This window comes from Roseovarius sp. THAF9, from assembly GCF_009363715.1.
In the GTDB taxonomy this organism is placed as follows: domain Bacteria; phylum Pseudomonadota; class Alphaproteobacteria; order Rhodobacterales; family Rhodobacteraceae; genus Roseovarius.
Window position 1 is genome coordinate 3383085 of sequence record NZ_CP045404.1, and the last position, 12674, is coordinate 3395758.

Here is a 12674-nt window from a genome sequence, read left to right on the forward strand (position 1 = left end):
CCGGGTGCTTCGCTCGAAAGTCCTTCAGATTTGGCAGGGATAAAGTGCTGTAGAACAACTGCAGGATCGCCGCGCCGCGGCCCGTCTATGCGCGGCCCCCAACAACCTACCGTCCGCTTCGTCCCGCAAACCAGCCAATCAGCCGCACCCAACCTTAACCCCTCCTCAACAGCCACATTGTCTGGCGCGCGTCGCACCGCACGGCGCATTAACACCACGGCCTGCCGACGCCCACACCGTCGCGATACCACCCGGATACCGCCGCGATACCGACGTCCCAAATCAGCAAAACAAGGCCGTTAACCTTTTCACTCGCACCAGTCGAAGAATCCCGGCCCCGCGCGCTCCAGCAATCCGCGCGCCAGCGCGTCACCCAGCTTGGCCCCGTCCTCGACCGGCGCCTCGCCCTCGTCACTGAGGCTCTCGCTGCCATCGGGGCGCAGCACTTCGCCGCGCAGCCGGATGGTGTCGCCCTGCAACTCCGCCAACCCAGCAATCGGCGTCTCGCACGACCCGTCCAGTGTCGCCAGAAAGGCGCGTTCCGCCGCCAGGCGCTTGCCCGTTTCTACGTCATGGATCGCCGCCAGCATCTCGGCCGCGCGGCTGTCATCCGCACGCCGCTCTATGCCAATGGCCCCCTGCGCCACGGCGGGCAGCATGTCCTCGGTATCCACCGCGCCCACCGCTACCTCGGGCTGTCCCAGCCGGTTCAGCCCGGCCATGGCCAGAAAGGTGCATTCCGCAACGCCGTCATTCAGTTTCTTCAATCTTGTCTGCACGTTACCGCGAAACTCCACCACCTCCAGGTGCGGAAACTTCACCAGCACCTGTGCCTTGCGCCGCAAGCTCGACGTGCCCACCTTGGCGCCCTCGGGCAACCCGGCCAGTCCTTCGTAACGCGGCGACACGAACGCATCCCGCACATCCTCGCGCGGCAGATAGGTGTCCAGCATCAGCCCCTCGGGCTGCAACACCGGCATGTCCTTCATCGAATGCACAGCGATGTCGATCTCGCCCGACAGCATCGCCTCCTCGATCTCGCGGGTGAAAAGCCCCTTGCCACCGATTTCCTTCAACGGCCGGTCGATCACCCGGTCGCCGGTTGTCTTGATGACGACGATCTGGAACGCCTCATGCGGCAGGTCAAAGGCATTGGCCAGACGGTCGCGCGTCTCGTTCGCCTGCGCCAGCGCAAGCGGGGAACCTCGTGTACCGATCTTCAGCGGCGCGGCGGGGGTGGGCATGGTCACTGTCATGCAGACGGTCTAGACGTGTAAATCTGGGCTGACAAGTTTTGGTTGACTTTCCAAGGCTCAAAGAGGACCAAACCATCAAAAGGGAGACCGGACATGGCGTCACAGAAAACCATCCTCAAGGCACTGGCCGGCGAAACGCAACAGACGCCGCCGATCTGGATGATGCGCCAGGCCGGGCGCTATCTGCCCGAATATCGCGCCACCCGGGCCGAGGCCGGGGATTTCCTGTCACTCTGCTACAATCCGGACCTCGCGACCGAGGTCACGCTGCAACCGATCCGCCGCTACGGCTTTGACGGGGCGATCCTTTTTGCCGATATCCTCTTGGTCCCGCAGGCCCTTGGCGCCGATCTGTGGTTCGTCACCGGCGAGGGGCCGCGCCTGTCGACCATCACCGAACAGGCCGATTTCGACAAGCTCGGCCCGGCGGACGAGGTGCACGAGACGCTCAATCCGATCTACCAGACCGTGCGCAACCTCTCCGGCGCCCTGCCGTCCGAGACCACGCTCATCGGCTTCGCCGGCGCGCCCTGGACCGTCGCCACCTACATGATCGCCGGTCGCGGCACGCCCGACCAGGGCCCCGCCCACGCGCTCAAATCCGAAAACCGCCCCCTGTTCGAGGCGCTGATGGAGCGCATCACCGAAGCCACGATCCATTACCTGTCGGCCCAGATCGACGCCGGCGCCGAGGTGGTCAAGGTCTTCGACAGCTGGGCCGGCTCCCTGAAGGGCCAGGATTTCGAGGATTTCGCCGTGGCCCCAACCCGCCGCATCATCTCGGCGCTCAAGGAAATACATCCCGGCATCCCGGTTATCGCTTTCCCGCGCGAAGGCGGCGACGGCTATATCGGCTTCCACGAAAAGACCGGCGCCGATTGCGTCGCCATCGACAATTCGGTCAGCCCCGAATGGGCCGCCGAACACGTGCAAAAGGACGGCTGCGTGCAGGGCAACCTCGCCTCGTCGCACATGGTCACCGGTGGCGACGCACTGGTGCGCGAAACCCGCCACGTGGTCGAGGCGTTTCGCGGCGGCCCGCATATCTTCAACCTCGGACATGGGATCACGCCCGACGCCGACCCCGACAACGTGCAACTGATGATCGACACGGTGCGCAGCGCCTGACCGCGCCTTTCATCGTTCCAAAAATACTCAAAGAACATCCGCCCGACGCACACGCACCGGGCGGCTCTGACGTGGCTCAGTCGAGCCCCATGCAATTCGCATAATACGTCACCGTCGCGGGCCAGTCGCTGAACACGCCGACCACACCGACCTTGTCATGCAGCGCGTGCAGCATGGTGAAGTAATCCGCATCGGTATCGATCGTGTCCGCCACCGACTGGAAATACCAGCCGCCACCACCCGTCAGAGGGCCAGAACGTTCCAACGTCCAGGTAATGATGTTCAGCCCCGCGTCGTTTGCCGCCGTGGCATAGGGCGACGGCACAATCTCGTCGCCCTCCAGCGTCACCAACATCCACATCGGCGGCGCGATGTAATTCACACCCTGGTCCGCCAGCGCCTGCATCGACGGCTCGAACGTCGCCGGGTCCATGAAATCGAACCCTTCGACGTTATAACGGCCGTCCAGATACACAGCCTGCGCGCCGAACTCCGGCTCGTTCTCGATCCAGTAAAGCACATCGTCCAGGTTGAAACTCTGCGCCCACACGTCCGACGCCGGAACGCCCGCCGCCTTATACGCGTCGATCATCTTCTGGGCATAGTCTTCCTGGCTGAACCCGTCATGCGGCATCTCCACCGCCGGGCTCTTCAGCTCGGGCGTGAACTTCGCGCCCAGGTCGCGGAACAGTTCGATCGACTCGGCGTGGGTCATCAGCGTCCCGCCCTCCGCGGCGTAAAGGTCCGTGCGCCAACTGGCCGTCCCGTCCATGTAGTCCTCGACCGTCGTCGCCGAGGTATCCGCCGCGTCCATTTTACCGGTCAGCGTGCGGAACTCGGCCAGCGTGATCTCCGAGGTCCGGCATTCCGCCGTAGCCTCCATCTCGCCCTCGGCAGGGCTGAACGGCGTCACGCAGGTCCCCGCAAGGTCCGAGGCCAGAATATCGGTCGTCGTGTGCAGATCGTTCTGCGCGTGCCGGCAGACCAGTTCATGATCCTTGGTAAAGGTAACGTCGCATTCCAGAATGCCCGCGCCCATACGTGCTGCCGCCTTGTTGGATTCAACTGTATGCTCCGGAAAGAGCAGCGGCGCCCCCCGGTGCCCGATAGAAAAACCCGACCGCGCCGGTGCCTGGCCCATGCACCCGGCCAGCTTCTCCTTCAACGGCCCCTCTGCCATCCGGTCGATCAGGTAACCCGGGCGCGGCCCGTACCCGACCTCTTCGGCGGCCAGCGGCGTGGCCAGCCCGGCAATGGCAAGCGGCACCGCGACGAATGTGAAACGGATCATTCTCGATCTCCCATGAAGTGTTTTCATCGCCCGGAATTACCGCCGCTCTTCCAAAGCACTGTGACGATTTCGCGAAACCTTTGTAACGCGCCGAGGCGCAGTTCCGACATTCCCGATGTCGCATTCCGTCGCGCAGCGCATGCCTCGGGCGCTCAATCTTGGACCAGACCCGGAGCAACCGACCATGAACACCCATTTCCGCGACACACGCAAGATCGACCCCACCCGCGGGCCCGTGCTGGGCGACAACACCCCCAACGACGCCGACCGGATCGAGATCGGCCCCACCCAGCTGGCCTTCCGCGAATGGGAGGCCGCGGGCCTGCAACTGCCCGACCTGCAAGCCATGCGCCGCTACCGCTGGGAACGTCTGACCCGCTTCATCCAGGACCGCGATTATGCCGGGCTGCTGGTTTTTGATCCTCTCAACATCCGCTACGCCACCGACTCGACCAACATGCAGCTCTGGAACACCCACAACCCGTTCCGCGCGCTGCTGGTCTGTGCCGACGGCTACATGGTGATGTGGGACTACAAGAACTCTCCGTTCCTCAGCACCTTCAACCAGCTGGTGCGCGAACAACGCTCCGGCGCGGACCTCTTCTACTTCGACCGGGGTGACAAGGTGGACGTCGCCGCCGATACCTTCTCGAACGAGGTGCGCATACTCCTCGCCGAACACGCGCCCGGCAACACGCGCCTCGCGGTGGACAAGATCATGCTCCACGGCCTCCGCGCGCTGGAAGCACAGGGTTTCGAGATCATGGAAGGCGAGGAACTGACGGAAAAATGCCGCTCCGTCAAAGGCCCGGATGAAATCCTCGCCATGCGGTGCGCCTCGCACGCCTGCGAGGTCGCGGTGGCCGAAATGGAGCGCTTCGCCCGCCACAACGTGCCGCTTGGCCAGACGAGCGAAGACGATATCTGGGCGGTCCTGCACGCCGAGAATATCCGCCGCGGCGGCGAATGGATCGAAACGCGCCTGCTCGCCTCCGGCCCTCGCTCCAACCCGTGGTTTCAGGAATGCGGCCCCCGCATCACGCAGCCCAACGAGATCATCTCGTTCGACACCGACCTCGTCGGCAGCTACGGCATCTGCGTCGACATCTCCCGCAGCTGGTGGATCGGTGACGCCAAGCCGCGCCCCGACATGATCTACGCCATGCAGCACGCGCATGAGCACATCATGACCAACATGGAAATGCTCAAACCCGGCGTCACGATCCCGGAACTGACCGCCGGCACCCACTTGCTCGACGACAAATACCAGCAACAGAAGTACGGCTGCCTGATGCACGGGGTCGGCCTTTGCGACGAGTGGCCCCTCGTCGCCTATCCTGACAAAGCCGTGCCCGGCGCTTTCGATTACCCGCTGGAACCCGGCATGACCCTCTGCGTCGAGGCGCTGGTGGGCGAGGTTGGCGGCGACTTCTCGATCAAGCTCGAAGACCAGGTCCTGATCACCGAAACAGGCTTTGAGAACCTGACGAAATATCCCTTCGACGCTGTGTTGATGGGTCTTTCCTGACGCGGCGGCTCAATCCGCCTGCATGTCGTAAAACCCGACGGACTGCACCACGAATGTCTCGTTCTCATCCGCGTTGGGCGTCACCACCAACTCGAAAGCCAGCGACATTTTCGCGTCTTCCAACCCCTTCTGGCCCTGCATCCGGAAATTCAGCTGCGCGACCTTTCCAGGGGTCAGGATCGTGGCGTATTTCGGATCGCTCCCATTGCAAAGGCCAAGCCTGTTTTCGGAATAGCAGCTGCGCAGCCCCGACCAGTTATCCTTGTAACTCATGAACCCGCCTACACCGTCCGCGACGGAAACCGAATTGGGCAAGTACGCCAGCGCGATAGGCGTGTCGGCCGTATTCTTGAACCGCACGGCAAAGCTCGTCTCGCCATTGCCCTTGTTGTAAATCAGGCTGCTGACTTCGGCCTCAAAGACATCCGAAGAGAACCGCCGCGACGGCTGCACGAGGCTTTGCCCCTGAACCGAGGTTTGACCGCCGCCGCTCTCGACCACCACAACCTGCGTGGCCGCGTCGCCCTCCCCGGTCCCCGTCGCCGAGGCAAAGCCGCAAGCCGCGCGGCTGCGGGTGGCCATCATCTGCGCGACGCTTCCGACGCTAGGAAACTCCGAACGCGCCGTTGCAAAAAGCCGCCCGTCCTGCGTGCTTATCATCCGCGCCTGTAGCTTCACCTTTTCGCCAAACTGGATCAACGAGCCGGTCACCAACGCATCGACCCCCTCGATCTCCCCCAGCCTTTTGGCGGCATCTGGTGCGATGGTACCGTCGAAAACCAGCTCCATTTCCCGGAAAATCGCGCTCAATTGCGAGCGTTCGATGATGTCGATCTTGCCCTCGCCTGAATTGAACAGACTATCCACGACAAATTCGCTGACGTAATTTGAAAGGTCCGAACAGGTTCCGTCACTGTGGGTAAAGGTCGATATGCCGATGGTCGCTGTGCCGTCCGTGCGCGTGCGCTCGACGATCTGCCGCGCGATCTCGTCGAGGCTTTCGTCCACGGACGAAGCCGCCTGCGCGTTCTCCGCAAGACCCGCCATCCCTGTCACACCCGCCAGAAGGCAGGCAATCGCAGCTTTTCTCAACCCCATGTTCACTTCCCCTTACAATTCGCCTTGAAAATTTCGGTCTGCGTCACCTGCTCGCCAAAGCCGCGCAGGGCCATGTCGGTGGCGCCGATTGCCCCCGTCGGGCCCTTTCCCGACCCGACCAGCCGCATTCGCTCCGGCCCATCGGACCCTGCCAGAACCACCGCCGCTTCCAGCGTATGGCCCTCGAAACCGTGGGTCGTCTCTTCGTCAGGCACCACACGCGCCGTTGCCGTGACCTGCTCCACCCTGACACCGGCGCAGTCGTGTTTCTGGAGCTGCTCTTCGATCCGCGTGGCCAGCTCGCGCTCCAGCACACTGCGCGTGGGCGCGTCGGGTGTTTCAACGGCTGCCGACTGCCCCCCGCCGCTCTCGCCCCCGGTGGTGCCCGTCTGACCGTTGTCCAGACCGCCCGTGATTGACTGGGTGGTGATCTTGCCATCCTCTTCGGTCGAGACCATGAACCTGTCGCTAAGTTCGAACATGCCGACGACCCCGCCTACAAGGGCACTCACAAGGATGACCGACTTGGCCATGAAGGAATTGGTGGACATGTAGCTATTATCATTTGACGTCTATGCACCCACCATTGCACAGCGCTTTCAGCCCATCAACGATTCCGCGCAGAATGACGGACAGGCGATCGTGGGACAAATCTGAAATATGGCCGCCCCAAGATGGTGACCAACCGTGCAGGCGCCTCACATTCGCGAGACGGCCGTGAAACAGTCCTTACGGATGCGATGCAAACTGCCATCTTGAAGGCAACCGAAAGGATCACCCATGCCAAGCGAACGCTTCACTTTCAAAGGCCATGACGGGCATGAGCTCGCCGCCCGGCTCGACCTGCCCGAAGGCCCGCACCTGGCCACTGCGCTCTTCGCGCATTGCTTCACCTGTTCCAAGGACATTCCCGCTGCGCGTCGCATCTCCGCCCGGCTGGCGGGGGCCGGCATCGCCGTGCTGCGCTTCGATTTCACCGGGTTGGGCCATTCCGAAGGCGAGTTCGAGAACACCTCCTTCACCTCGAATGTCGAGGATCTCGTCCTGGCCGCCAAAGCGCTGGCGGCCCGCGACATGCCGCCCAGCCTTCTGATCGGCCACTCGCTCGGCGGCGCCGCCGTGCTGGCGGCCGCGTCGCGGATCGACAGCGCCCGCGCCGTGGCCACCATCGCAGCACCCTTCGATCCCGGCCACGTCACCCACAATTTCGACGGCGCGCTCGAAAAAATCGCGGCCGACGGCGCCGCCGAGGTCGAATTGGGCGGTCGCCCCATCCGCATCGGCCAGAAATTCGTCGAGGATGTCCGCGCCGAAAACCTCGCGCCGCGCATCGCCGGCCTCAAGCGCGCGCTCCTCGTGCTGCACGCCCCGCTTGACGAGACCGTCGGCATCGACAACGCCACCGAGATCTTCAAGGCCGCGAAGCATCCCAAGAGCTTCGTCACCCTCGACAGCGCCAACCACCTGATCACCGATCCCGGCGATGCCGAGTATGCCGCAGGGGTCATCGCCGCCTGGGCACAGCGCTATCTTGACCTCAAGCGCCCCGCGCCGCCCCCCGGCGCGCCCGAAGGCGTCGTGCGGGTCTGTGAAGTGGACCCCGACGGCTTTCTGCAGGACGTGCATGCCGGCCCCGATCACCATGTCCGCGCCGACGAGCCCGAGGCCTATGGCGGCACCGACCGCGGCATGAGCCCCTATGGCTTTCTCGCCTCGGGTCTCGGCGCCTGCACGTCGATGACCATTCGCATGTATGCCCGTCGCAAAGGCTGGCCGCTGGATCACGTCTCGGTCGACGTCACCCATGACAAGGTCCATGCCCAGGATGCCGACGGCAGCAGCCCGGCCAAAATCGACAGTTTCATCCGCACCATCCGCCTCAGGGGGGATCTCAGCGACGACCAGCGTCAGCGCCTGCTCGAAATTGCGGATAAATGCCCCGTGCACCGGACGCTGGAAAACGCGTCGAAAATCGAAACCCTGCTGGCTGACCCGGACACGAGGCCTCAGCCCGAGCGGGCGTAGTGCTCCACCATCGCCGTCAGGTCCTCCGGCGGCGTCGCGGCATTCACGTAGGCCCGCGCGTTGGCGCACAACCCAAACACCGACCCGTCCGAAAAGAACGACGTATTCGTGACGAACAGGATCGGGATACCGGGATGCCGCGCCTCGGCCTCGTCGGCGACCGAAAACGCGCTGCTGCGCGTCAAAAGCAGGTTCAGGATGATCAGGTCACAGGGCTGCGTGTCCAGTGCATCGCGCGCCCCGGCTTGATCCTGTTCCAGGCGCACGCGCATACCCTGCCGTTCAAGGTGCTTCTGCCAAAGACGGCCAAGCGACGCGTCGCTCTCCACGATGAGCACGTTGAGTTGATCTTTTTCCACTTTTAACTTCTTCTATTCGTTAACCGTGCGCGACCCGCGCCCGGTCTGGTTCTTAATGAAAAGTTAATAAATCGTTAAATACGCAAACAAATCATAAAGGATTCAAGGTTTTCGAAAATGACGTAACGTCCGCACCCGGTGGTACGCTTACGGTATACATCATATGTTACACTCAAATCTGCCGCCTAGTCCAGTTTTACCTCTCGTGCCGCGCGTCCCCGGTGTCGGAGCACACAAGGGAAACCCCACCGGCTCGAATGCGTTGATCCCCTGATATTGAATAGCACACCCTCCGAATACAGGTTTTCCAGACTGTCCACGGCCAGCCCTTTGCTGCACTCTCACGCGAAAAAGGAAGTACTGAATGATCCGCTGCCTCGCCCTCGCCTTGTCGCTCTGCACCGCCACGACCGCCTATGGTCAAAGTTGCGGCGGCTCCTTCTCCGGCTTCGTCGACGCGCTGCGACAAGAGGCGATCGCCCGCGGCCACGCCCCCGACAGCGTGAACAGCTTTTTCGCCTCGGTGCGCCAGGACCAGAGCGTGCTGCAGGCCGACCGCCGTCAGGGTGTTTTCCAGAAACCTTTCACCGACTTTGCCCGCCGCCTGATCAGCGCGAACCGGCTCAACACCGGCCGTGCCAAGTCGCAACAATTCGATGCCGTCTTCGACCGGATCGAGGCCGAATACGGCGTGCCGCGCGGCGTGCTGCTGGCCTTCTGGGCGTTCGAGACCGACTACGGCGGCTTCCAGGGCGACTACAACACGCTCAACGCGCTGGTCACCTTGTCACATGACTGCCGCCGGCCCGAGCTTTTCCGGCCCCAGGTCTTTGCCGCCCTGGAACTCTACGAGATGGGCAATTTCGATCCCGTGCGCACCACCGGCGCCTGGGCCGGGGAAATCGGCATGGTCCAGATGCTGCCCCAGGATATCATCGACAATGGCGTCGACGCTGACGGCGACGGCGAGGTCAACCTCAAGACCTCCGCCCCCGACGCGCTGATGTCGGGCGGCAAGATGCTGCAACATCTCGGCTGGCGCGCGGGTGAGCCGTGGCTGCAGGAAGTCGACGTGCCCGATGATCTCGACTGGTCCAAGACGGGCCTGCGCACGACGCTTCCCGCCTCCGAATGGGCCGCGATGGGCGTCACCCCCCGCCACGGCCAGATCCGCGGCGACCTGCCCGCGAACATCCTTCTGCCCGAGGGGCGCAAAGGTCCGGCGTTTCTCGCCTACCCCAATTTCAACGTCTATTTCGAGTGGAACCAAAGCTACACCTATGTGCTGACCGCCGCCTATTTCGCCAACCGGCTGGAAGGCGCACCAGTCTTCGACGCGGGCAACCCCGATCCGGGCCTTTCCGGCGATCAGATGAAGCGACTTCAGGAAAAGCTCGCCGCGCGCGGCTATGACGTGGGCGGGGTGGACGGCATCCTCGGCTCCGGCACCCGCGCCGCCGTGCAGGATGTACAGCAGGAACTGGGCATGCCCGCCGATGCCTGGCCCACGCCCGCGCTTCTGAATGCCCTATGACGCCACGCCGCGCGTTCGAGATCTTTCTTACCGCCCCGCCCGGCCTCGAACTCGCCCTCAAGGACGAGGCGCACGCCGCGGGGTTCGCCAAGCCCAAGGCCACCCCCGGCGGCGTCCGCTTTCGCGGCCATTGGCCGGACATCTGGCGCGCCAACCTTTCCCTGCGCGGTGCGGGCCGGGTTCTGGCCCGCGTCGCCCGCTTTCAGGCGATGCATCTCGACCAGCTTGAGGCCCGCACGCGCGAGGTTGATTGGGCGGGCCTCCTGCGCCCCGACGTGCCCGTGACCGTCGAGGCGACCACCCGCAAATCAAAGATCTACCACCAAGGCGCCGCCGCCGAACGCGTCGACCGCGCCATCCACGAGGTCACCGGCGCCCCGCTCGAAGGCGACGACCCCGTGCGCGTCCAACTCCGCATCGAAAACAACCAGTGCCTGCTCAGCCTTGATACCTCGGGCGAACCGCTCCACCGCCGCGGCCAGAAGCCCTTCGTCGGCAAGGCGCCCGTGCGCGAGACCCTCGCCTCACTCTTCCTGCGCCAATGCGGCTACACCGGCACCGAGCCGGTCCTGGACCCGATGTGTGGCTCAGGCACCTTCCTGCTGGAGGCTGCCGAAATCGCCCTCGGCCGCGCCCCTGGCCGTGACAGATCCTTCGCCTTCGAGCGTTTCGCCACTTTCGATGCAAGCGCATGGCAGGACCTGAAACGCAGCCAGACTGACACCCGAACCGCCCTTCACTTCCACGGCAGCGACCGTGACGCGGGCGCTGTCACCGGCGCGCGGTCCAACGCCGACACCGCCGGCCTCAGCGACCGGGTCATGATCTCGCACCATGCCTTCAGCGACCTTCAGCGCCCCGACGGTCCACCCGGTCTCGTCATGGTGAACCCGCCCTACGGCACCCGCATCGGCGAGCGCAAACAGCTCTTCGGCCTCTACGGTGCCCTCGGCAAGACCCTCGCGGAACGTCTCGCAGGCTGGCGCGTCGGCCTCGTGACCACCGACGCCAGCCTTGCCAACGCCACCGGCCTGCCCTTCACCGACCCCGGCCCACCCGTCGCCCATGGCGGCCTGCGCGTACAGCTCTTCCAGACCGGCGCCCTGACGTAAATCGACAATCATCACGGATAGTTGAGGGACGTTACGAAACTCGTCACTTCCAACTGACGTGGCTCCTGCCGACACGATCCCAATCGCGTGTCGGAAAGCGGGCCATGCCCGAGGAAGAGACGAAACGTGACCACTACGGCAACCGATATCCTGCCAGAAATGCGCCGCCTCGCGGCACGCTTCCAGCTGGCGCGGATGGGCATCGTGTTTGCCTGGACCGCAGTGCTGATCTATGCGGCATCCAATTCAATCGTCACCTCCCTTGTCGATATCGGCGCCACCGCATCCGGCGACAGCCTTCGGAATCCGATAACTTTTCCGAACCTTCTGCTGCTCGGCTCAATGCTGTCTCTTGTGCCGCTGGCGCTTATTTTCCGCCGCGATCTGACACGCACCAACCTGCGTCGGCTTCGCCCCCATGACTGGCGCGTGCTAACGCTGTCAGCCTTCTTGTCCTCTGCACTGACTCCGGGGCTCTTCTTTTTTGCGCTGTCGCAAACCTCGGTCACAAACGTGGTCTTGGTCAGCCGCATCGAGCCGCCGTTGTTCCTGCTGGCCGCCTGGCTTATCCTGAACGAGCGGTTCTCGGCCCGCGCCATGATCGCCGGTCTCGTCGCGCTCTGCGGTGCGCTGGTCATCATCGGCATGGGGGACGGGCGCGCCATCCACGACTTCGGCACCGGCGAATGGGCCGCCATCGCAGCCACCCTCAGCTACATCGCCTCGACGCTGGTGGCCCGCAAGGGCCTGCGCGACGTTCCCATGGGCATCTTCGCGGTTTACCGCACCTTTGCCGGGTCCGCGATGTACGTGGCGCTGGCCATGGTTCTTTACGGCCCGGATGTGTTCCGCGATATCCTGTCACCCATCCTCTGGAGCTGGATCTGGCTCTATACTGGCATCGTGATCGTGCTGGGCCAGGTCGCGTGGAACCTTGCCCTGAAATACGCCGCCTCAGGCGATATCGCGCTGGCGACATCCTTTTCGCCTCTGGCCGCGATCATCATCGCCATGGCGCTTCTGGGTGAAGACCCCGGGGCCGGCCTGTTGCCCGGCGCCGCGCTGATCGGTCTGGCGATCCTCATCGGTCGCGGTCTTCTCGGCAGCGGTCCCGACATCCCGGCCACCATCACCGCCATCATGCGCCCATCAAAACCCGCGACTTACGCGGCACCGCGTATCAGCCACCCGATCCCGCTTGCCCGCATCGGCGCACGCTGGAAAACGCTGGCGCCCAATACGGCCGCGCCGCCCGGCCAACGCCGATGGTCGCCTGACGACACGGATTTTTTGCGCATCGTCTTGTCAAGGGTCGGAGGGTCGCAATAGCTTGCACCGAAACC

At 63.9% G+C, this 12674-nt stretch carries 11 protein-coding genes; 6 read left to right on the forward strand and 5 right to left on the reverse strand.

Annotated features, from left to right (window positions below; all coding sequences use genetic code 11):
* Window positions 1–308: 308 nt before the first annotated feature.
* The gene (gene hemC, locus FIU86_RS16765; RefSeq protein WP_152476126.1) at window positions 309–1256 is read right to left on the reverse strand and encodes a hydroxymethylbilane synthase; all 948 of its coding nucleotides are present in this window, start codon (window positions 1254–1256) and stop codon (window positions 309–311) included.
* A 93-nt stretch (window positions 1257–1349) separates the two neighbouring features.
* Here hemC and hemE point away from each other — a divergent pair, with 93 nt between their 5' ends.
* A complete protein-coding gene (gene hemE, locus FIU86_RS16770; protein WP_152476127.1) occupies window positions 1350–2384 on the forward strand; it encodes a uroporphyrinogen decarboxylase in 1035 nt (344 codons plus the stop codon).
* A gap of 76 nt (window positions 2385–2460) precedes the next feature.
* On the opposite strand, the gene FIU86_RS16775 is transcribed toward hemE, so the two are convergent.
* A complete protein-coding gene (locus tag FIU86_RS16775) occupies window positions 2461–3675 on the reverse strand; it encodes a glycerophosphodiester phosphodiesterase family protein (RefSeq protein ID WP_152476128.1) in 1215 nt (404 codons plus the stop codon).
* A gap of 184 nt (window positions 3676–3859) precedes the next feature.
* On the opposite strand from FIU86_RS16775, the gene dddP reads away from it, so the two are divergent.
* A complete protein-coding gene (gene dddP / locus FIU86_RS16780) occupies window positions 3860–5203 on the forward strand; it encodes a dimethylsulfonioproprionate lyase DddP (RefSeq protein ID WP_152476129.1) in 1344 nt (447 codons plus the stop codon).
* Window positions 5204–5212: 9 nt separating this feature from the next.
* On the opposite strand, the gene FIU86_RS16785 is transcribed toward dddP, so the two are convergent.
* Together FIU86_RS16785 and FIU86_RS16790 are read right to left on the reverse strand one after the other, a co-directional pair.
* Window positions 5213–6301, reverse strand: coding sequence for a FlgO family outer membrane protein (locus tag FIU86_RS16785; RefSeq protein ID WP_152476130.1), 1089 nt, complete (start codon window positions 6299–6301; stop codon window positions 5213–5215).
* Window positions 6302–6303: 2 nt separating this feature from the next.
* Window positions 6304–6852 carry a hypothetical protein gene (locus FIU86_RS16790; protein WP_152476131.1) on the reverse strand — a complete coding sequence of 183 codons (549 nt, stop codon included), beginning with the start codon at window positions 6850–6852 and terminating at the stop codon, window positions 6304–6306.
* Between the two features lie 229 nt (window positions 6853–7081).
* Between FIU86_RS16790 and FIU86_RS16795 the strand changes: the two genes are divergently transcribed.
* Window positions 7082–8326, forward strand: a complete 1245-nt coding sequence (locus FIU86_RS16795) for a bifunctional alpha/beta hydrolase/OsmC family protein (RefSeq protein ID WP_152476132.1) — start codon at window positions 7082–7084, stop codon at window positions 8324–8326.
* Here FIU86_RS16795 and FIU86_RS16800 read toward each other — a convergent pair.
* On the reverse strand, window positions 8308–8685 hold the full coding sequence (locus tag FIU86_RS16800; RefSeq protein WP_152476133.1) for a response regulator: 378 nt from the start codon (window positions 8683–8685) through the stop codon (window positions 8308–8310). The two genes, FIU86_RS16795 and FIU86_RS16800, sit on opposite strands and share 19 nt — an antisense overlap.
* A 364-nt stretch (window positions 8686–9049) precedes the next feature.
* Here FIU86_RS16800 and FIU86_RS16805 point away from each other — a divergent pair, with 364 nt between their 5' ends.
* The 3 genes from FIU86_RS16805 (at window position 9050) to FIU86_RS16815 (ending at window position 12660) form a co-directional block, all read left to right on the forward strand.
* A complete protein-coding gene (locus FIU86_RS16805) occupies window positions 9050–10219 on the forward strand; it encodes a lytic murein transglycosylase (RefSeq protein ID WP_152476134.1) in 1170 nt (389 codons plus the stop codon).
* Window positions 10216–11331, forward strand: a complete 1116-nt coding sequence (locus tag FIU86_RS16810) for a class I SAM-dependent RNA methyltransferase (protein WP_152476135.1) — start codon at window positions 10216–10218, stop codon at window positions 11329–11331. The genes FIU86_RS16805 and FIU86_RS16810 overlap by 4 nt, the downstream gene beginning before the upstream one ends.
* 126 nt (window positions 11332–11457) lie before the next feature.
* A complete protein-coding gene (locus tag FIU86_RS16815) occupies window positions 11458–12660 on the forward strand; it encodes a DMT family transporter (RefSeq protein ID WP_254703868.1) in 1203 nt (400 codons plus the stop codon).
* The last annotated feature ends 14 nt before the right edge of the window (window positions 12661–12674 follow it).

Coding starts and splice junctions, on each gene's coding strand:
- hemC (WP_152476126.1), bottom strand. CDS start 1,256: ATGACAGTGACCATGCCCACCCCCGCCGCGCCGCTGAAGATCGGTACA.
- hemE (WP_152476127.1), top strand. CDS start 1,350: ATGGCGTCACAGAAAACCATCCTCAAGGCACTGGCCGGCGAAACGCAA.
- FIU86_RS16775 (WP_152476128.1), bottom strand. CDS start 3,675: ATGATCCGTTTCACATTCGTCGCGGTGCCGCTTGCCATTGCCGGGCTG.
- dddP (WP_152476129.1), top strand. CDS start 3,860: ATGAACACCCATTTCCGCGACACACGCAAGATCGACCCCACCCGCGGG.
- FIU86_RS16785 (WP_152476130.1), bottom strand. CDS start 6,301: ATGGGGTTGAGAAAAGCTGCGATTGCCTGCCTTCTGGCGGGTGTGACA.
- FIU86_RS16790 (WP_152476131.1), bottom strand. CDS start 6,852: ATGTCCACCAATTCCTTCATGGCCAAGTCGGTCATCCTTGTGAGTGCC.
- FIU86_RS16795 (WP_152476132.1), top strand. CDS start 7,082: ATGCCAAGCGAACGCTTCACTTTCAAAGGCCATGACGGGCATGAGCTC.
- FIU86_RS16805 (WP_152476134.1), top strand. CDS start 9,050: ATGATCCGCTGCCTCGCCCTCGCCTTGTCGCTCTGCACCGCCACGACC.
- FIU86_RS16810 (WP_152476135.1), top strand. CDS start 10,216: ATGACGCCACGCCGCGCGTTCGAGATCTTTCTTACCGCCCCGCCCGGC.